General features: G+C 48.3%; 15 protein-coding genes. 2 read left to right on the top strand and 13 right to left on the bottom strand.

From position 1 onward, the window contains the following. Positions 1-101: 101 nt before the first annotated feature. Entirely contained in the window at positions 102-5,678 is a 5,577-nt protein-coding gene (locus ACOJS8_RS22720) for a DUF7379 domain-containing protein (protein ID WP_420150850.1), read from the bottom strand. Between the two features lie 232 nt (positions 5,679-5,910). On the opposite strand from ACOJS8_RS22720, the gene ACOJS8_RS22715 reads away from it, so the two are divergent. After that, positions 5,911-8,328: a glycosyl hydrolase family 95 catalytic domain-containing protein gene (locus ACOJS8_RS22715; protein ID WP_420150849.1), complete on the top strand. Its 2,418-nt coding sequence runs from the start codon at positions 5,911-5,913 to the stop codon at positions 8,326-8,328. Positions 8,329-8,471: 143 nt separating this feature from the next. On the opposite strand, the gene ACOJS8_RS22710 is transcribed toward ACOJS8_RS22715, so the two are convergent. The 11 genes from ACOJS8_RS22710 to ACOJS8_RS22660 form a co-directional block, all read right to left on the bottom strand. Further along, complete coding sequence (locus ACOJS8_RS22710; protein WP_420150848.1) at positions 8,472-10,595, bottom strand: S9 family peptidase; 2,124 nt, start codon at positions 10,593-10,595, stop codon at positions 8,472-8,474. A gap of 204 nt (positions 10,596-10,799) precedes the next feature. Then, positions 10,800-11,498, bottom strand: coding sequence for a hypothetical protein (locus ACOJS8_RS22705; protein WP_420150847.1), 699 nt, complete (start codon positions 11,496-11,498; stop codon positions 10,800-10,802). Positions 11,499-11,521: 23 nt separating this feature from the next. Next, positions 11,522-12,301 carry a hypothetical protein gene (locus ACOJS8_RS22700; RefSeq protein WP_420150846.1) on the bottom strand — a complete coding sequence of 260 codons (780 nt, stop codon included), beginning with the start codon at positions 12,299-12,301 and terminating at the stop codon, positions 11,522-11,524. Between the two features lie 48 nt (positions 12,302-12,349). Further along, positions 12,350-13,138, bottom strand: a complete 789-nt coding sequence (locus ACOJS8_RS22695; RefSeq protein WP_420150845.1) for a HEAT repeat domain-containing protein — start codon at positions 13,136-13,138, stop codon at positions 12,350-12,352. After that, entirely contained in the window at positions 13,122-13,640 is a 519-nt protein-coding gene (locus ACOJS8_RS22690; protein ID WP_420150844.1) for an RNA polymerase sigma factor, read from the bottom strand. The genes ACOJS8_RS22695 and ACOJS8_RS22690 overlap by 17 nt, the downstream gene beginning before the upstream one ends. Positions 13,641-13,866: 226 nt before the next feature. After that, entirely contained in the window at positions 13,867-15,015 is a 1,149-nt protein-coding gene (locus tag ACOJS8_RS22685; RefSeq protein WP_420150843.1) for a glycoside hydrolase family 5 protein, read from the bottom strand. 58 nt (positions 15,016-15,073) lie between these two features. Then, a complete protein-coding gene (locus ACOJS8_RS22680) occupies positions 15,074-15,943 on the bottom strand; it encodes a hypothetical protein (RefSeq protein ID WP_420150842.1) in 870 nt (289 codons plus the stop codon). A 135-nt stretch (positions 15,944-16,078) separates the two neighbouring features. Further along, positions 16,079-16,549, bottom strand: a complete 471-nt coding sequence (locus ACOJS8_RS22675; RefSeq protein ID WP_420150841.1) for a hypothetical protein — start codon at positions 16,547-16,549, stop codon at positions 16,079-16,081. 123 nt (positions 16,550-16,672) lie between these two features. Continuing rightward, positions 16,673-18,805 carry an alpha-amylase family protein gene (locus ACOJS8_RS22670; protein WP_420150840.1) on the bottom strand — a complete coding sequence of 711 codons (2,133 nt, stop codon included), beginning with the start codon at positions 18,803-18,805 and terminating at the stop codon, positions 16,673-16,675. Between the two features lie 33 nt (positions 18,806-18,838). Then, the gene (locus ACOJS8_RS22665; protein WP_420150839.1) at positions 18,839-19,753 is read right to left on the bottom strand and encodes a YihY/virulence factor BrkB family protein; all 915 of its coding nucleotides are present in this window, start codon (positions 19,751-19,753) and stop codon (positions 18,839-18,841) included. Between the two features lie 109 nt (positions 19,754-19,862). Then, the gene (locus tag ACOJS8_RS22660; protein WP_420150838.1) at positions 19,863-20,267 is read right to left on the bottom strand and encodes an energy transducer TonB; all 405 of its coding nucleotides are present in this window, start codon (positions 20,265-20,267) and stop codon (positions 19,863-19,865) included. A gap of 167 nt (positions 20,268-20,434) precedes the next feature. Here ACOJS8_RS22660 and ACOJS8_RS22655 point away from each other — a divergent pair, with 167 nt between their 5' ends. Then, positions 20,435-20,599, top strand: coding sequence for a hypothetical protein (locus ACOJS8_RS22655; protein ID WP_420150837.1), 165 nt, complete (start codon positions 20,435-20,437; stop codon positions 20,597-20,599). A 4-nt stretch (positions 20,600-20,603) separates the two neighbouring features. Here ACOJS8_RS22655 and ACOJS8_RS22650 read toward each other — a convergent pair whose 3' ends face one another. Then, the gene (locus tag ACOJS8_RS22650; protein WP_420150836.1) at positions 20,604-21,461 is read right to left on the bottom strand and encodes an SDR family oxidoreductase; all 858 of its coding nucleotides are present in this window, start codon (positions 21,459-21,461) and stop codon (positions 20,604-20,606) included. Positions 21,462-21,468: the final 7 nt, after the last annotated feature.

The following is a 21,468-nucleotide window of genomic DNA, read 5'->3' as shown; positions in this document are numbered from 1 at the left end:
ATCAACCAGTTTTTCTTTTCCAAAGGTTCGCTCATCAACAGGTTGTTAAGCGCGTTCTGATTAGGCTGAAAAGCATAACGAGTCGTATTGCAAAGTCGACCCTACACCAGTACTTCCAGCGCCATTTTAAGCCGTTTCACTACGTCATAAGACTCCTGAGCTTTGCTCCCTCCCATGCCCAGAGCATCCATCAGGAATTCAAAATTCTCGATCTCGACCTGATGCTGTCCTTGTGTGCCTACTACTTGCCAGACATTCTTAAATTCAGCCAGAATCTGATCTTCTGTAATCGTCGTGTCGCCCAGCAGGCGTTTGCACAACAGGAGCGTTGCCACAGCAACCCAGTCCCAGTATTCTTTCTCTTCCTGCGATTTCTGGCGGACACTTCCCAGTTCATCATCAAGGTATTTATAAGCTTCTTCGGTTGTCGGCAACTTTATATCTTCTCCTTTTGGCGCTTTTCCCCAGGCTCGACTACCAGCGATTACCAGCGCATTCTCGATAGACAGCCAGTTGACTAAAGGATAGAATTTCGCTTTGTTGTCGGGCATTTCATAGGCGGTTCGATAAAAGAAAGCCGAGCCAGCGTAAGCTTTCTGCTTCTCATCGATTTTGGCTTTATGTTTATCGCTTTCGCCTTCCGATTTGTCTAACTCGTTACGGATGATCATTCCCAGCCGTTTATACGTACTGGCCAATATGTTTGTTCGCTCTGCCGTTACGCCAAACTGGTTCAGTGCTTCCAGATCTTCGGCTGCCTTCCTAATGCCTGCAATGGCCTGAGTGATAAATTCGGGGTTAGTGCTTCCCTTTTGTTTTATCTGTAATACGTACCATTTAACTTTTGTATTGCAGTACTTTTCAGTAGCCGAAAAAGAGAAGGAAGCCCGTTCTTCCTTCCAAAGCTCATCAAATTTCGCTACGGCCTGTTCGTACTTGTTCAAGGCACAATAAAGCAGAGCCTGCAGTTCGGTAGTTCGCGCGCTTTTGATACCTGCCTGAAGAAGTGCTTTGTCGATAGCATCCATTGTTTGCCCAACAGCTTCCGGGTCATGGCCTCCTGCGTCTACTCGTCGTAGCAGATTACTCAATTCAATTTCAGCCTCTTCCGGGATGATGAAACTGTAAGCTTCTTTTGTTTTGCGAGTTTCATTCGAGAGTTTATAGAATGGATCTCCGTAGCACTGATACGCCCCCCAGGTGTTGTTCCGTAGTCCGTATTTCTCAAATACAGCTTTGCGTGCCCGCTTGATCGATTCGCCGAAATTGTAATTCTCGAACAGGCTCTCATAAAATCGTTCGGCAAAGTCGAGGGCCGCACTGTCGTTAACCGCCCAGCCAGCCACCACCACCGCTTTCACGCCAATTTCGATCAATTGTGTACCGATATTGGCCGCCAGCCGAAACCGGCTTCGGCTAAAGCGTTCGGCAGTTCCATCGTTCTGTCCTAAGTAGCAGCAATTGACAAACACGAGTTCCGGTACATTGCTCATTTGGTCGATGTGCGATGGGGTCAGAAAAGCGTTCGGGCCGATGAGCATACCTGTCGGCTGATTTGGGTCGCTGTTAAAGACCCCATGTCCGGCCAGATGTACCACTTTGTAATCTTTACTGAACAGGTTGAGCATGATCTGCTCTGCCGTTGCTTTCAGCAGCGAGGTAACCTGAAAATCCTGCGTGCCGAATAAGCTGGCTACTTTCTGACCTTCTTCAAAAGCCGCTTTAAGCTGAATAGCCGGATTCTTCAGATCAGGGTCGCCTACCACGAAAGCCGTACGTTCGACTACGGGATTGATGTTAATACGAAAATCGCCTGTAGCCAGTTGACGAATCATACCCGCATTAACGCTCAGTGGGCGTGCATTGGCTACATTATCCTGCAACAGTTCCCAGGGAAAAGCCGCCGTGTACTTATCCAGAATCCAGTTAATATTGCTCTGACGTTTTACCTGATCCTTAAAATCATTCGGGATCATCAGCTCAAAGATGGCTTTTGCCCGCTCCGCCGACCAGTCACCTTTTCGGGAGATTTCTTCCAGCATGTTGGTGAGCGTATCATTGAGTGTTTTGAGTGGGCGTTCTTCAACGCGGGCGGCATCAGTGGAGATCGTAAACTGTAAACTGCGCCGTTGTTCTTTACTACCCTCTTCGCTGGCAGGTCGGCTTACGGTGATGCGGGTCCACCACTCGGCTGTGTCATCAACTGGTAGCCGTTCGCGCCAGCCGATAAGCTGCTTAATTTTGTTGCCACTCCTGAAAATATTAAGCGACCGGCTTTCTTCTTTCTCGATAGACCCAATGGCTTTTACGCAGGCCAGCGCCCTATCTTTGTAGAGTTCAACAAACTCGATAATGTCTATAACTTTAGGCGATGCATACACCTGCCGCACTTTGGCGTTGGCGTTCTGCACTCCCTGAATGATAGCCCGGATCGAATTTTCGACGCGCAGCCCACCGTAGCCCGATCCGATCAGTAGGGCCGATATTCCGATACGTTGCGAAACCTGGTCTTTGCTACCAAGATTGTCATACCGGCTGTTTAAATTGACTAAATAGTTGGTAGCACCGTGTTCGATGGCGCTGGTAAGTCGGAATTCGGTCAGCGACCCCTGCTGTCCCAGGCCAATAATAATTGCTCCCTGAAACCCTGTCGCGCTTCCGGAGCTGACCGTTTTGCTAGTACCAAACGCGCCCGGATATTGCCCCAACCGATGCCGACGACTCAATTCACCTTTTAGCGCCAAGTCAATCACTTTTTCGGCGGAAAGAATACCATCTTTTTCAAAATGTCCGGCCATAATCGGGTACAGCGCGTACTTCAGATCGCCGTTACTGACTGATACATTAATCGGTACGTTACTGGCCGAAAACCGATTGTCGGAACCTAACCCCATCAGCGTTTTTTCAACCCCGTCCGGCGATGTATCGAAGTCGAAAACGGCACGAGCTTTAAATTCTTTCTCCAGACTACGTAACGCCGGTCGGGTTCGTTTAAGCTGAGTAGTGGCACCTGTAGCCAGAATGTCTGTAATGGCTCCAAACAACTTCGGATCGTTGGCCAGTTCGCCGTGCGGTACGTCGGAATAGTAGACAGTATCCTGATTAAGAATCGCCTGTGGAATGCCGCTCTCCCAGGTTACGCTCTCGTCGCCTTCTTTCGTAGCCAGGAATTCCAGTGCAGGCCGTTTACCCGTCCTGTTGATCCGATATCCGCTTATGGTCTGCTGGTTTTGGCGCGATTGTCCGGCGATATAGATCGCATTACGGTAGGCGCGTTCCTGAGGTTCTTTCTGGTTTTCATCCTGGTCAAACTCCAGCGCTTTTCCCCGATAATCCGCGAATTTCACTAACAGCTCCTGCGTGGGTATGGGCCATTTTCCGTCGCCATAAGCATCGCGCATATCCTCCCAGGTGCTGCTTTTGGCAAAATCATTATCACTATCGGGTTTATTGTCTTTTTCAGTCGTTAGCGGTAACAGACTCAGTATGCCAGGGAATTGAGAGAATACCGTCAGCAACTCTTTCCGAGAGTTGCTGATGTCGATAAGATCCAGCGTATTGATCAGCGAATCCAGCCCGAAAAGAACGTAAGGGATGCGGAATGAACCTTTCAGGGGCGAGCCTAGAAAAATCAACCGGAAGTTACTACTGGCATTCAGTTTCTCCCAGGTTTTGGGATGATTAATAATAAAATCACGAATCAATACCCCACCCATCGAATGCCCAATGAGCTTAACCGGCTGCTGAAACTCCATCAACTCGGCCAGTTTTCGGTCCAGCGCTTCGGCGTTTAGGGCCATGTCTTTTCGCCAATCGAACGGGAAGGTTACTACGTCATAATCACGAGCGAGAAATTCGGTCAGTTTCCTGTATGAGCTCCCTACCAGGGCGTCAGCCCGAACGTTTTTGTTATTATCATCACTGTAGAGTAAATGTGTCAGTCCGCCATTGATGAAACTCAGGAAGTTAATCCAGACCAGATTGTCACTCACCGTTAGCGTACTGCCCATAATACCAGGCAACAGCACTACAATTGGTTTCTTTCCGGACACCTTGTCGCGGAATACGCGGCCACCCGGTAAACCGAGGTCGATATTACGGACTTCTTCTTTCGTAAAATCCCTGATTTCCAGCTTTGTAAAACTAGGAATAGGCTTACCGCCGGGCGTACTTAAGGCCTGAAACAGCGCGTTTCGTGTCGTATCATTCTTAAAATAGTTAAAGTGGCTCACCTCGGCCCCTTCATCAAAAAAGAATTGTACTTTGCCCGGTGCCCGTTTAGCCCCGTTGTACATCGAGCGCGTATCGACTACGAAATCATTGTCGCCCCAGAAGAACAGATTCGCCAATACTACTTTAATAGCCGACCAGCGCTTACTTAGTTTGGCATCGCCCGATATGACCACTAAAGGCGTATTAATCAGTACGTCTGGATTGGCGTTGTTGAGCATCTGATTGAATACCGACTGCGGATTCTGCATCTCCAGTCCCGGTAGTACCGATGCGTCGCTTTTGCTTTCAATCAGAGCCGTAACCAACTCCTTGAAAGCCATATAGGCCGGATTGGCGGCCTGCGCCGTTGCCAGACCAATCAGATTAAAAATAACGTTAAAATAAATATCCAGCCGACTCGATGCCAACGTAGTACCACTGGCCGTACAGGCCACCCGGATGAACTTCTCGATGGTAATCGTTTTCCCGACAATCGCCTTATCAATCTCCTCAATCAGGTTGAGTTCGTCCTGTCGCTTCTGCCGGCTGAGATAGTTCTTCTCCTTGGCCGAAAAACCACGTAACGTCGGGTCTTCGACACAGTAGCGGTTCAGGATGTCGCCCACCAATCCCCCGCGTGAATGGCTGACGAGAGTTAGGGTAGCTTTTTGCGGTAGCAGATTAACCAGGTCACGGACATTTTCCAGCGGGCTTTTGGTGAGCGTTTCGTGTTCAAAGGCTAGTACGTTGCTGGGGAAGGTTTGCGTTATGTAAGTCCATAACTGAGTGCCCTTCAGTTCGCCAAACGAACCCGTATTATGCGAGGTAGGATCGTCTGAAAATCCCGTTGTAGACGAGGCCGTACCGTGTAGAAACAGAATATATTTGCCGTCTGGCTCGAATGTCGATTTTCCGCGGAAGTCTCTTGTGTCTGTAAATTCAAATTTACTGCCGGTGTAAGCGAACCGATACAGGCCCGATCGTCCCTGCAACTGCTTTTTCTCAAAGTCTTCAGCCAGTTTATGAACCAGTGGCGACAGCACCTTTTTCTTGGTAAAAATTTTCACCATTTTGAGTACCACCTTCACCAGTTCACCACTCCGGCCCGGTTCGCTAACAGCCACCTCCGTAGGAATATCGACAACATCCTCTCCCACTTCGGCGCTACGTACCTGTGCCAGAGTACCCGGAAAAATCTCTTCGATCGTCGTATGATCGCCGATCCAGGTCGTGTTGTCATCATAGGTAAACTCCACAACTTTGGTGTCGTCCAATTTGATTGTCGGGCGGCTTTCGGGCTCTCCGCGCATGGCAGCGCCGATTACGTAGACCTCGTCAAGCGTTAGGTTTGCGGTCTGTTCGTTTTTTGCAGCTACCTCCTCATCTTTGAGTTGGTGGCCGTTGACTCTAATGGTTAAGGCTTTCATGCAGAAGAAGGGTGAAGGACGTAGTACTTGCTGAAGCATCAGGGATGTTACGTCCAGAGCCAATGAATCGCACGCGAAATGTGCAGTAAGTACGCGAAATGGATGCTACATTGGTCTACTGATACTGAGTGATTTAGCGAACGGTCGGTTATTTCCAGAAACTGGCAAGCACGACAAAGAGAGCACGTAGTAAGAAATCAGAAAAACTGATCTTTTACTGTAACGTAGCACATCCTAACTTAAGTAACTATCACCCATAACGTAACAGCTTATGCGCCGTTTTGCCAGGCTTATCCTTTTCGCTTTTTTACTGCCTGCCTCCGGCTTTGCCCAGCAATCGGCACCAATGAAATTGTGGTTCAAACAACCGGCTGATGCTTCCGTACCTGATGGTTCTAATGGCTGGCAGAATAATCCGGCCTGGCTCCATGCCTTGCCCGTTGGTAATGGCTTTATGGGCGCTATGGTATTTGGCGACGTTCATCGGGAACGTATTCAGCTTAATGATAAAACCCTCTGGAGCGGTAGTCCTGCCGACAATGACAATCCTGTTGCAGCCGCTTCGCTCCAGCAGATCCGCGACCTGCTGTTTGCCAATAAATTTAAAGAAGCCACTGAGCTTACCAACAAAACACAGATTTGTAAAGGGGCTGGCTCAGGCAACGGCAATGGCGCTTCTGTACCCTTCGGCTGCTTTCAAACGCTGGGAGATTTGTGGCTGGATTTCGGCAGGAAAGCGCCCTACAAAAATTACTACCGCGACCTGAACGTAATGAATGGAATCGCGTCTGTTCGCTACGAACAGGATGGCGTTCGCTATACGCGGGAAGTTTTCGCCAGTTACCCCGACAAAGCTATTATTGTACACCTCGCAGCCTCTCAGCCAAAAGCCCTTTCGTTTACACTTTCACTTGATCGTCCGGAACGCTTTACAACCACAGCCGACCGGAGCCAACTGACAATGACTGGGGCGCTCAACAATGGCACTGGCGGAGATGGTATGATGTATAAAGTACACGTAACACCGATTATAAAGGGTGGTACGTTAACCTCGCAAGGCAACAGACTGGTGATTTCGAACGCTACCGACGTAACACTGCTCATTACGTCAGCAACCAACTACCGCCTACATTATCCAGACTATCTAAACGCCGATTATGAGAAACAGCTAAAAAAGACAACAGATGCGGTAACGCGAACGCCATACGTAACGCTTCGGCAAAGGCACGTAGCAGATTTCTCATCGCTCATGAACCGTGTTACGTTACAGCTTAGTGCCCAGTCAAACGATACGCTGCCTACTGATGAACACCTCGCAACGCTTGCCCGTACGCATAATGCCCCACACTTATACGCGCTGTATTTTCAGTATGGACGGTATCTGCTTGTTTCCTCGTCACGTCCCGGCAGCTTACCAGCCAATCTGCAGGGCGTCTGGGCCAATGAATTACAAACGCCCTGGAATGGCGATTATCATACCGACGTAAACGTACAGATGAATTACTGGCCTGCTGAAGTAACGAATCTTTCCGAACTTCATATGCCGCTAATTGATCTGATCACTTCCCTGAAAGAACCAGGCTCCAGAACGGCTAGTGTGCAATACAACGCGAACGGCTGGGTCATGCACCCGATTACGAATGTCTGGGGCTATACGTCACCAGGCGAACAGGCGAGCTGGGGTATGCATGTGGGTGCCAGCGCCTGGCTGAGTCAGCATTTGTGGGAACACTACGCATTTACGCTGAACAAACCCTATTTGTCGAAGGTACTTCCCTTATTACAATCTGCTTCAGAGTTTTATCTGAACTGGTTGGTAAAACATCCAGCCACTAATCAGTACGTATCAGGACCAGCCGTTTCACCTGAAAATACGTTTATCGCTCCCGATGGCAGTAAAAGTCAGATCAGCATGGGACCGGCGCACGACCATCAGGTGATTTACAATCTGTTTACCAATACGCTGGCTGCGGCTCATGAACTCGGAATTACCAATCCGACCCTTACGAAAATTGAAGCCATTCGTGCGCAACTTCCTCCACCGACGATTGGAACGGATGGGCGCCTGATGGAATGGCTCCAGGAATTTAAGGAAACAGAATCCACGCACCGGCACGTATCACATTTGTTTGCCTTGTATCCTGGTGATCAGATAACGTACCACAAAACGCCGGTTTTAGGGCAGGCAGCCCGCCAATCGCTGGAGGCACGGGGCGACGGAGGCAACGGCTGGTCGCTAGCCTGGAAAATCAGCTTCTGGGCTCGATTGCACGACGGAGATCGGGCGCTTAAACTGCTCAATAATCTCCTTCAGCCGATTGATACGCAAAGTCCATCAGGGAAATCATTGGGTGGTTCTTACGCGAATTTGTTCTGCGTGTGTCCACCTTTTCAGATCGACGGAAATTTTGGCGGCACGGCGGCCATTGCCGAAATGCTGTTGCAAAGCCACGGGGGTCAGATTGAATTATTGCCTGCCCTTCCCACCAACTGGAAAGAAGGTGAGGTAAAAGGTTTATGTGCACGTGGCGGATTCGATATCAGCATGAAATGGAAAGCCGGTAAACTAGTCTCGGGCTTCCTTTTGTCGAAAGTTGGCGGGAAATGTGCCGTTACGTATGCTGGCAGAGCAGTCACACTGACTACCGTAAAAGGAAAGCAATACAGTTTAAACGAGTTGCTGAAGTAATACTAACTAGTTCTTCCTCATACGTTTTCGACGATGAGAATCATCACATTTTACCAACTATAACGGGCGATCCATTCATCAAATCGCCCGTTGTGACGCTTTTCAGCGGCTGTTTATCAGCCTATGAGGCAGCAAAGCAGCCATTACTGTTTTGGCTTCATCAGCTTGCGTTTAAAAAAATCGGCCGTTGCCGCACTCATTTTCAGCGCGTTGGCGTGTTTCATCCAGTGATGTGTATCATCGACAATAACAAGTGTTTCCATCGGTATGCCCTGCTTCGTTAGCCGCTGGACCAGATCCGTACTCTGGCTAAACCGTACGTTCCGGTCATCATCACCATGAATGATCAGCACGGGCGATGTCCAGGTTTTTACCGACGAAATTGGCGACGATTCGTAAACCACTTTATTGGCCTGTTCCAGGTCAGGTATTTTTTCAGCCCGATCAGCCTGGGCACCACCGTAGCGTTGCTGGCTCCAGTCGTGTACGCCATGAATATCAACGCCAGCCGCGAAGAGTTTTGAGTCGCGGGCGAGCGCAAGAGCGGTCAGATAACCACCGTACGAACCACCGTAAATTCCGATTTTAGCAGCATCGACCTGGGGTTGTTCCGATAGCCAGACAGCTGCTGCCCGAACGTCCTGATATTCGGATGCACCCGAAGCTCCGCCTTTAGCTGGTTGGTGAAACTCGTATCCGTACCCAATGCCTAAGCGATAATTGACCGACAAAACAACGAAGCCCTGACTAGCCAGATACTGATTCAACGCATATGAATTAGCGTAATAATCGGAGTAGTTCCAGCCCAGAAGCATCTGACGCGGAGGGCCGCCATGCACATAAATCAGAGCTGGTTTTTTGGCAGCGCCCCCAGCCGGCTCAAAAAGCTGTCCATGAACCGTCATGCCATCCGGCGCTTTAAACGTAACCTGCTTTGGGGTCACCAACTGGTTTGTGGGAAAATTGGCAGGCACAAGGTTCTGGCTCAGAATTTTAGGCGTCCCCTTTGAAAAAGCCATCACCGCTGGCAACGGTGGTCGCTGAGCCGTAGCACTGATCATCGCTATTGTGGAGCCCTCACCCGTAACTACGGGCATCCATTCGAGGCCATTGCCGGGCGTGAGTACTTCCATCGCGGCTTTATCAACCGGTACCCGTACTACGTGTCGGCGGTCAATGTCCTGCTTATCCGACCCCGTATTTCCACTAAAAACCAGCCATTTTCGGTCGTGACTTAACGTAATGTGCTCGGCCATAAACGAACCCGGCGTGAGTAATAACGGCGTTCCACCGGACGTAGCCATCGAATACAGGTGTGGCCACCCATCCTGATACGACAGAAAAACAATACGTTCGTTAGCGGTCCAATGCAGGTTAAATCCGCCGTGCGTTGTCGGTACGGAACCCGCCAGCGTTTTGGGCGCTTCCCAGAGTTGTGTCGCTGCGCCCGATGCTACGTCGGCGGTCCAGATGCTCCAGGGGCGATGTCGGCGCACCAGTAACGAGTCGGGAGCACCACCACTACCGGGTGTGCGCACAAACACAATGCGCGTACCATCCGGCGACCAGCGTGGCGATTTATCATTTGCGAAGGAAGGGGCAATCCAGGTAATGGGCGTTGTTTCGTTCGTGAAAACACCAACAAATGAATGATCTTTCCGGTCGCAGATAAACGCCAGTTTTGAACCATCCGGCGACCATTCGAGCGAACTGTTAGTGCCGCGAGCGGTGAATAATGCTTTAGCGGCTGACGACCCATTGACGGGCACCGACCAAACCTGTCCGCTTTTTACAAACGCTACGTTATCGCTTTTGGGCGAAATAACCGGCGCGTCGCCTTCAGCTAGTTTTTTTCCTTCGCCACCGGCAAACGGAAAACACCAGATTGTTACGTTCAGCGGTACAGCGCTGGAATTGGTATTGATGGGTAGTTCATCGTCCCAGTTGGCACCATGGTCGCCCCCGCGCACGAAAACAACCCATTTTCCATCGGCAGAAATCGAGAGACTACTGATCTCCTGACCTTCATCCGTATCGAAACTAGTCAGTTTTCTGGGCGTAAAGTCAGGTCCCTGCGCTACGTACACATTTCGTTTTCCCTGCTCATCAAATGCCCACGCAATGCGCGAACCCTGCGCCGAGCTGGTAAGTTCGGTTGGAAAAGGGTAGCTTTTAACCGCTTCCAGTGAGAACGTTTGCGATTGTACGGAAGTTGTTCGGGTGAGAAGTAAGCCTATAGTCAGACAAAGGAACGTAACCGTTTTCATGTGCTATGAAATGAGGATTGAGACTTCACTATCCAGCGAGTCGGCACCCTCAAATAAGCACTTTATTTTTTATTCTAATGGATAGAAGGGATAAAGTTCTACACATCAGCAATATTGTAATATAACGTAGTAAACGATTTGTTTTTCTCGATTGACTTTAAGGGCTTCCATGCTATCAACAACCCTATTCGCCCGGACCAAATGCTACTCTTTCTTTCGTAAATAAACATTGTTGCTAATCGACTCCAGCCGCACATTAGGACCTCCACCGTTAACGGTTCCTTCCAGCAGATAACCGACCATTGGATTCTTTTGCTTCTTCGAGGTGAATGCAATGTCAAGGTCCGAGTAAACCTCTCCGGTGATAGTTTGCATCGCCAGATTTGCCCCTTTCGACTTGGGCCAGGTCATATCTACGTAGCCGCTGATGGTTTTCGCAAAAACGGGAGCCGTTCCACCCTGAATGTCGATATTACCGCTGATCGTTTCGATTTTCAGCTGCGCCTGCCGGGGCACAAATACCTGATAATTAATATTGCTACAAACGCTGTATCCCTTTCCATCGCGATTGACGTTCATCGAGTAATTGCGTTTGGGGCAATCTTCGTCTTTACCCTGCTTGATAAGTTCTTGATCGAAGTCGGTTTTAAGACTAACTTCTTTATCCGTTGAACCGGTCGCTACGGTCAGCGCATCATTCAGTTTGCCACCGTTGATTGTAACCGAAATACGTACCGATACGTTGGGCTGATCCCAATACCGTACCCGGATGCTATCGGCAAATTTCAGGTTTAGATTAACCAACTGGCCAGCCGTAACAGGCAGTGATTTTTCAATGATTTTCTGCGAAAAAGCCGGGCGAATGAGCAGGCCAAGCAGAAGTAGGAATAAAATCTTTTTCATGGTACCAGACAGAAATAAGGGGTCTATTTTTGTTTACGGATATAGATGTTGCTATTGATGGTCTTGAGTTGCATCTCTACGCCACCACCGTTGGTCGATCCATCGATGTTACGTCCACCGCCTACCTTGGCCAGCCCATCTTTTGAATTTTTCATGCCAAGATCAAAGTCCGTATACATCTCCCCGCCTACTGACCGGAGTTTCAGATTTGCTTTGGCGTTGGCAGGTAAGGTAATGTCGATGGGACCGTTGATGGTAGAAATAGCAGTTGGTTTTTCCTGACTCAGACTGGAGTAAACAATGTTTACTTCGCCGTTGATGGTGTTGGCGACGACGGGACCGGTTACGTTGTTGAGATCAATCGCAGAGTTGTTTGTGCGGATTTCCAGATCACCATCCATGTTGCTTATGGTGATGTTTGAGCCATGCCAGTTCGTTTCCTGATAGAGAATCGCTACTTTTCGAGGTAGTTTAATCGTGTATGTAATTTGTTTACGGGCCGCTTTTTCGATTTTCAGTCCACCGCTTTCGGGCGTTACGGCCAGACCGATGCTGGAATTATCGACAGCCGTATTGTAAATTGGTTTTAGTCCCTTGGCTCGTTCCGGTGCCGCTTCGTAGCCCGTCGACGCCTGAATAATAACCTCATCGCTATTGTGGCCTTCGATTTTGAGTTGGGCAGCGTCCATCTCAATCGTTACTTTCCTATCTTTCGAATTCGTTAGTTTGGTTTTGTATTCCTGCGCATTGGCCGTAGCGAAACACCACGCCAGACCAACGCCTAGCATCAATAACGTTTTCATATATAAACTTGAATTAATTGGTGGTTTTTACTGAATTGTACCGCTCGTTTACGACGGCGATTTTTCATTGTGAGCCAGCTGGTTTGCTCCTTCTTCTGCCTTTAGGCGTACTACATCCAGTGCCTGCTGATTTTGCGCCAGACGCTGCATTTCCGCAACAGCTCGTTTCTCTTTAATGGCGACCAGAACTTCGATGAGCGTGATCTGAACGTTTGGATCGGTTTGAATTTTCAGCGACTGAATCAATCCATCACGCACCGTTGGCTCACTCTCGAAACGTGCCAGCGCCTGACAGGCAGCTAGTCGTACATTTACGTTTGCATCGAAGTTCAAGGTATTGAGCAACAGTTGGGTAATCTCCTGGTCGGCTTGTGTAAGTTCATAGCTTTGATTAACGGCCTGAATACGTTCGCTGGCCGATGTTTTAGGCTGTTGCTCAAACGCCAGCACTTTTTTTATCTCGATCGCGGGTGCTACGTTACCTGACGCTACGTTAGTTTCGGTATTTGGTATAGAACGCCACTGGTCATACAGCAAGCCCCCGGCAAAGCCAATAATCAGGAGCACAACGCTGGCCGCCAGACGCATACTCCACGCTGTCAGGCTAATGACCCGGCCCCGCTCCGGCGCATTTAATTTGTTGGCCAACTGATTGATCGACGCGGCCGATGGGTGCTGATTCCGAACGTTGGCGAAGTAGCGAAACTGCTCAGCGTGATGCTGTAAGTGAGTCGGAATTTCCGCTTGCTGAAAGAAATTGCGCAATTGCTTTTCTTCAGCCAATGATGTTTCGCCCTCGTAATACTTTCCCAGTAGCTTTTCAATGTCCTGCTTCATAATCGTTGGCTTTTACGTAATTATCCCGCAGCCGTTGTCTCGCCCGCGACAGAATCACCCGAATATTATTGACGCTAAGGCCGGTTATCTGCTCGATTTCCTCAAACGAATACTCCTCAACGTCGCGCAAATGAAGAATCAATTTTTGCTGGTCAGGCATCGTGTCAATCAGATTACGGATTAAGTCGGCACTGTCCGCAAATTCCAGTTGCTGATAAGGTGAAAAGCCCTCAGCCTGCACACTCAGCATATCGGCTTCGTCAGCCATTTTCCGCTTACTGTGCGCTTTCAGCTTATCCAGACAGAGATTTTTAGTCATCTGAACGGCGAGTGCTTCTACGCTGTGATACGCATCCAACTGCTGCCGATTGGTCCAGAGCCTGAGCAATACGTCCTGCAGGGCATCTTCCGCTTCTTCACGATTTCGAAGAAACAGTTGAGCCAGCCGGAAAAGGCGTCCCTGCACGGGCAGTATGCGTTGCTTGAAGGCTTGTAGATCCATTTCAGTGACAAAGACGACTGAAATCAGAAAACATTACAGGCGAATGGAAAATATTTTTGAGAAAGAAATGCTACGTCCCGATAGGGTGTGATGGTTGAGGATAACAGTAAAGCGGATAAGTACGACCCCTTCGGAGTCAAATGTTTATAGAAACCGCTTTCGTACTATAAACATTTGACCCCGGAGGGGTCGTATCGTCATCAGCCTCTTACGATTTCGAAAGAACTTACACCTTCCGAATTAAATCCAGCAGCTTACGGTCTAGTTTGTGGCCGTGCCAATCTTCATAGGCGATATCAGTACGTCCAGAATCCAGGATACCAAACGAACCGACAAACTCCCAGAGGGCAAAGCCAATACCGTGGCTGGTCAGAATGTCCAGTACGTCGCTAAACCAGGCCAGAAATACAGTATGGGGCGTCTTGTTCCAGCAGCCGCACTCGCCACAATGCACACCTACGCCTTTATTGACCAGATCAATCCAGGGTTGATAGAAGGTTTCGAGCATGGCGCGGCTCAGGTATTTATCGCCAACCTGTCCCGGCCATTTGGGTTCGGGAAGATTGTCCGGATCTTTATTAGCCCAGGGTGCTTTGTAGTGTGAAATAATGCCCGGATTATAACCCCGACAACTCTGTGCAATGTTCAGATCAGCAATCTCCGGGATGACTGAGCTACCCGTATTGTTACCATCGGCAATGATTAGATGTTTCGGATTTTCTTTCCAGATAGCGCTTGATGCAGCCTGCGCCACTTTACGATACGTAGCGCCCGGTACAGTACTGTGTTTGGAATGCTGATCGTTCATGTCGGCCCGCATACTGGGCTCATTGAGCAGATCAAAACTAATTTTCTGTGATGATACGTTCTTATATCCTTTGGCCCACATGTTCCAGTGAAAGCAGAACGCATCGAGTGCCGCCTGATCGGTCCAAAGATTATAAGGTTCGTGAAAACCCGCATTCACGCAGTAGCCCGGTGCGCGGTGCAGATTCAGACTAACGTGCAGGTTATATTTATGGGCCGTCGCGACCAATGCATCAATCCGATCAACTGCCTGCTGATCAATCTGATATACTTCTTCGGGCGTGATATTACGACTCCGATCAAATTTCAGATAAGCCGGATATGCCATCGGTATTCGGACAAAATCGAACCCCCAATCCTGCATCCATTTAAAATAATCCTCTTTTGTGGCCGGGCGGCTACTCGCTGGATCGGGCGAGAAGAAATCCAGCAGATTGAATCCCTTCCATTTCGGCAGTTTGTTTTTGGCTGTTGTCTGCAGCTGTGACGTAGCGAACAGACCCGTTCCGGTGGTACTGAGTGCCGCAGTAAGCAGTCCTGTATTTTGAATAAACGTTCTCCGTTGCATGACAAATAGAGCGACCGAAATGACTAATCTACTCGCTCAGCAGAGAATTGCAATAGCCTTAGCTCAACTTCACCGTTAGTACCTCGTGCGCTAGTTGCCACTGACCGTTACGTTTCCGCCAGATGCGCAGATAAGCCTGCCGGGTTTGCCGGTACGTAGCATAGCCATAACAAAAGCCCAGATCGCCCGAAGGAGACGTAACGGTTCGCAAAGGCAGATAATCGACCTGCTGCGTCGACGTTTCAGCTGCGCGTTTCGCGGCTGTTCCCTCGTAACGCTCGTAGCCTTCACGTAATAAGCGTATTGAATCACTGGCTGGCAGAACAGTCCGGTAAGCATCGCGTAGGTTTTGAGTGCGGGCAATCTGGGCGAAACTCACTTCTTTCTGCATTAGCTCCCGGTTTGCAACGGACGTATCGAGAATAGTAATGGATTTAGTCGCGAACTGAGTTGGCGGATTTAGCTCTGGCGCGGGTTGTGTGAGCTTGTTATGCGTACAACCGAAGTCAATTAACACTTTCCAGTGCCCAGCGGCATTTTTATGCCAGATACTCGTAAACTGTCCCTGCGCTACGGGGTCATCGTCAAGTGTGCGTGGCCTAAGTTCAAAGGGCCCGGTGGTGTAGCCGAACGTACCTGACAGCGCCATTTCGGCATAGTTAGGTCGCCAGCTAAGTTTTCCGGGTCCATCAGGCAGACGTTCATACGTAGCTTTACCCGGCCGAAACTCATTGCCGATATAGACAACGGATTGTTGTTCATCAAGATTTTCAACGAACGCATGGCGAATACCTTTTTCAATACCGGCCTTAGCAAAGCTGCGCTCGGCAGTTACCAATGCTTCGTAATCGGCCTGAACGGTACGGGTTTGTTTTTGGGGCAGATTCGCCCATAAATGAAAAATAGTCAGAAAAACGGGGAAGTTCATAGGCCTGTTTGATTGATGTGCAGACCAAAACTAGAATTCTGCCACTTTTCCTGCCAACGATGCGCAGTTCAACTGAGTAATTAAACGGCTGAATTAGATAAAATTAGCATCGAGTTATTCAGAGCAGGAACAAGTTTACTTCTGAGAAATTGGACGCAAACTTGCGCGATGTTTGTTCAGTAGCGAATTGTTGGCCATTAACGTAATGATATGCTGCTGGGTTTCCGCCGGAAGAGTAGGCGTCCGGCTAATGATATCAACACCTTCGGGCGTAAAAAGCGTTTTCGAAAACCAGATAACCGCCCATTGCCCGGCAGGATCAATGAGCACTACTTTCCACTTACTACGTACTACACTTAGTATACCCTTTCCGCGCCAGACAAAAGCCGCCGAATCTGACTCATCCTGATAATCGAAGCCTGTCAGGGTTTTGACTTTACCAGCCTTCCGATACCTGACCTCGTCGAGCAATACGTTGACACCCGCCTTTTTATCCGTAATTGAATAGGTAAACGTCGGGTTTGTTTTATCACCTTTCAGCCACATCGGAAAATTACTGCTGCAAATGAACCAGGTTCCAATCAGAGTATGAATAAAGGGCGTCATGCGTAGCGACAAAAAGCATTTTACAGTAAACTACGTATCACAGCCAGAGTTTCGGCGGGTACAAACGATTTATGAAGACAATCAACAAGGTGCGACTGGCTACAATGAGCGTTGATCTACTCGTTACCGATCCATTACGATGCCATCAAAGCCTTCCAGTTTGGGAAGCGTAAATTGCGCAAAGCCCTCCTTCCAGCTGAACGGAATGGACTGACCGGTAACCATCGAGAACAGTTTAGCAGGCTTAAAATCAGAGCGAACGTTGAACGTTAGGTTATAAACCGGTAAGGGCGGGAAATACGTATTGCCACTAAATCCGGTTAGGTTCACCAGATGAAGAATCTGACCGTCGGAAAGTCTTTTGTTCGTGTTCGACGGTACGTTCTTTTGATAGTCCTGCAGGATTACCTCAACCCGATCGGGTGCGTTGGTTTGAATGGTTTGCGTAGCTTTGGGATAAATCAGGTCGATGGCATCCAGCAGCAGGTTTTTGTGTTCCTGATACCCATGCATGTAATACAATTTCCCCAGGTTCTCGGGTAAAATAATGGCTTTACTACGCGCATGTTGTTTCAGTCCCATTGCGTAATAACCAATTGGGTCATGTCCGCCAATGATTTCCGGCGGACCGGGTCGCCCTTTGTCCAGTATAGGCAGAAATTGTCTGTCGGTGGCGGTCAGGTCATACAGTCCCAGGTTAAATTTCCAGAAAAGCATTTTCTGTTTTCGGAATCGTTTGAAGACCGTCTTATCATCTGGATTCAGGTAAAATCCAGCACCGTCATGATCCCTTTTAACGATCTTAGCCCCGAACAACTGAAGCAGCGTTTCAGGGCTATCGAACAGCGTCCGGTTGGTCGCAATCAGATTTGTTCCCTGTTCACTGGCTTGCTTCATTACACGTATAGCATCCTTACTCAGATACGTAATTTCAGGTAAAATCAGGAGCTTGTATTTTTTCAGTTGCTCAGACAGATTGGCAATCTGCGCATCTTCAATTACGTCGAATGGAATATGCGCTTCCTTGAGCATAAGCTGAATTCCACGGTACTCCTGCATCGGTTCGCCACTGGGCCAGGAACCAGGCGCAATTAACCCTACGTTCGCGACGGATTTGTACCGACCAAAATAAGGCTCGTGCTTTTTATGGTGCGCGTAGATTTTCCGGATCACATCATAATTGCGTTCATCTTCGTACCCGCGCATATCACCCATCATACTCATATCGAGGCCCGAACCGTTGGCAATGTTTTCATAAAGCCGAATCGCCACTTCTTCAGGTTCTATGGCGTTATAGCGCGACTGAAACGAAATCTGCTGAATGCTGGCGTTGCTGATAATATGATCCGGGAATGAATGAACCGCATTGTTCACGTTGTCAGAGGCCGTATAAGGCCAGTACGGCAACGTAGTGTTCGACTGCGATTCATGCCGGATAATATCAACGTATTTATCCATGTACGTACAGATAGCAATCTGATCGCTTTTCGATTTAACCAGCTCGTGCAATCGCTTCGACCAATCTTCAACGGTTGCTTTTTTAAATTCGAGGTACTTCTGAAAAACCGGATCGGCTTTGTTTTCCTCGGTTGGTAACGTCAGACCGTTGCTGTAGTCGGCGAAGCGCTTTTTATCGTATTCATTCTGATCAATACCGTGATATTTTCCTTCGTAAGGGTTGTTGACCTGATACCCCGGCATGTTCAGAAAAATACCATCAACAGGAAATTTGGCAATTACTTCTTCAATAATCCGAAAGGCTTTGTCCTGAACGTAGGGCGCATTGATCGACACTACGTACATGTTGGTATTGATGATTCGCTCACCCTTTGGCGATACGTAGCACCAGTCGGGATGGGCTTTAAAAATGCTCTCATGCACACGACTGAAATCAAACCGGACGATAACCCGAATCCCGTTTGCGTGACATTTCCTGACAACATCACTCAGCGTGTTTGGCTTCATGTACGGGTTTGTATACTGAAAGTCGAGTAGGGTCGGATAAAAAGCCATAATGCCGCCCGCATTGATCAGCAACGTATTGGCCGAACAGGATTTCAGATCGGCCAGTAACGAATCGGCGTTCAACGTAGCCGCTTCATAATCGGGCAGGTTCGTTTGAATGATACGTAAATTATTCGCTTTCCACCACGGCTTTGCGTCCCTCGGATTGTTAATTGAAACTGCTTTTTGCGCTAGACAGATTTGCGGGAGAAAGGCAATTAATAGGATAGAAAAAAAGCAATAGATTTTCATGAGGACGTAGTGAAAAGCTACGCAGTATACCTATTATTTCGTTGAACTGGACGTTTCGTTGTCCAATTCCTTAATTTGATAAGCCACCGCATTGGCACCCGGCTCCGCATCCAGATGAACCCATTGGGCATAATAACGGGTAAAACTTGCCCCATAATAAAAAATCAGGGCAGAGTAAAAAACGAACAAAAGAATCAGCATGATAGCCCCCGATGTTCCATACAAAGAGCTGACAGAACTATTGATCAACAGGCGATTCAGGATTGCTTCCCCCAATTCGACCAACAGAGCTGTAACCAGGGCTCCTACTCCAACGGCCTGCCAATGAATGCGGATATCGGGCAGGTATTTAAAAACGATTGCGAACCAGATGGTTAATGTAGCAACTGATAACATATGCTGACCTGCATTCCCTGACCAATCGTCAATACCTGAAAACAACTGTTCGTTTAAGGGCGCTAACGTCCGGCTTATCGTTAGCGAAGCCATAAATAGAAAGCCCGAAAATACGATAATAGCCAAAGCCACCAGTTTATCGAGGGCAACGTGCCACACATGCCGGTCGATAGAAGGTTTCACGCTCCATAGTTGATTCAGCGAATTTTTGATAATCGCAAACAACGTAGTAGAAGCCAGCAACAAAACAAAAATATTGAGAACGGTTAGCAACGTACTGGATCGACGTTGCTGTAAATGCTGGGATATATCCTGTATTTGCCGGGCGCTCTGATAACCTAATACGTCGGCCATTTTGCGAAAAAGCTGCCAGCTTACCCGATCGTTGCTACTCAGCAGATTACCATACAACTGACTCAGGATGATGAGAATAGACGGCAGCGCAAAAAAGCTAAAGAAAGCCGTTGCAGCCGCCATCCGGATCGGGTCGTTCGCTTTCAGATTAGCAAACGCCTGGGCTGCCAGCCGAAATACAGGAACAACTTTTTTCACAATTCGTCAGGTTGAAGTCATCCTGACTAACGATTTGTGAAACAACATGGTTTATAATTTGCAGCTAACGGGTCCTTCTGAAAACTCAGATATGAACCCTGGTTCAGCACTACTTTAAACTAAAGTCAATCGGTAGGTTGTAACGGGCGTTAACCGCTTTACCACCTTGTTTAGCCGGTATCCAGATGGGCATATTTTCGACCAGACGTATCGCTTCTTCGTCTGTCCCTAATCCAAGACTATTATAAAGTTTTACGTCCTCGATACGGCCTTCGCTGGTTACAACAAAGTTGACCACTATGCGTCCCTCCAGTTTAGCCTTGCGGGCTGCTTTGGGGTACTGAAGGTTTTTTTTCAGATAATCGGCGAGCTTATCCATTCCTCCGGGAAACTGAGGGGGTTCATCCGCATTGGTAACGAGCGACTGGTCAGGTTTTGCGGGTGAATAGTTCTGTATTTGAATCGGCGAGCAAAGCGCGCTGAGCAGGAGTAAGGATAGTAATGAATTAGACACTAGAATGCGTTTTTCAAGAATAATATTATTCTTAAGACAATTTATTAAACGATCTAATGATTTAAATAAATTTATTCTTGGATTTAGTATATATTCATATAAAACTAATTACTACGTAACTTGGATAGTGAGTAGTCATTTCTCCGCCAGATTAGTCATTGTAATAAATGAGCAAGGCACGCCGTAAAGCCCATAACCATTTGTTGACAAATTCACTCTGGTTTGGCTGGCTGAGCTATTCGTCAACTAATAAAACGTCCGTCGGGAATGGTGTTCGCGAATCGGGAGAACGTAGCATAAGCGAAGACCGCCTGATGGTCTACAATCGGTAAGGCTCTACTGCTGTCGGGCAAATTCGCTCAAGGTCGTAGTTGGTTTGCCTAATACGGTCCAGGTTCGTTCCGCTTCGAAGCGCTCAGGATAGTTGTTCATCGCTTCGAGAATATGCCCTCCGTAGTTCATCTTCCGATTAAACCTCCCCAGAAATTGCAGTATGCCAACAGGCGCTTTAAGTGTGTACAGCTTCTTTTTAGTATAGTTTTTTATGAATAGATGCGCAGCTTCGTCGTAGGTATGCGCTTCCGGTCCCTGAATAACGTAATCGCGGCTCTCATTGCCCGGAAGCCGAAAATCACGGACAACCTGCTGCCCATAATCCTGTCCGGCAATGAACCATAATTTAATGGACGATGAGCCTCCCAATGCCAGAAGAGGACCTTGTATCTGCATCAGAAAGCTTTCCATGAATGTAGAGGGATAAAAGATGGATACCGAAATACCGGATGCTTTGAGCAGACGTACCGCTTCCTCTTTGATGTCGAATACCCACCAATGAAAACCATCCATATTCTGGTAACGCATCACCAGCGAAGACAGATAGCCAATCCGCTGAATACCGGCTTCTTTTGCCGCAGCAAGTATTGTTTTCATGCCATCCGTTTCTGTATGGAAATCGGTTATTTTTTCATTCTGGCGGACGGATAAATTAAGGTAAAGCATCTGCTGATTCTGCAAACCAGCCAGAATGGTATCTGGCTTTTGCAGATCGGCCTCAATAACCCTGGCCGAGGGAAATAACGTACCAATCTGTTCGGGATGGCGAGCAAGAATTGTAACTGTAAAACCAGCTTTAATCAGTTGTTGCGTAACAGGTTTCCCGATTAGTCCTGTAGCACCGATAACGGCAATATTCATAGCTGTC

Source organism: Spirosoma sp. (genome assembly GCF_048594605.1).
Taxonomy (GTDB): Bacteria; Bacteroidota; Bacteroidia; order Cytophagales; family Spirosomataceae; genus Spirosoma.
This window is presented reverse-complemented; position numbering and strand designations above follow the sequence as displayed.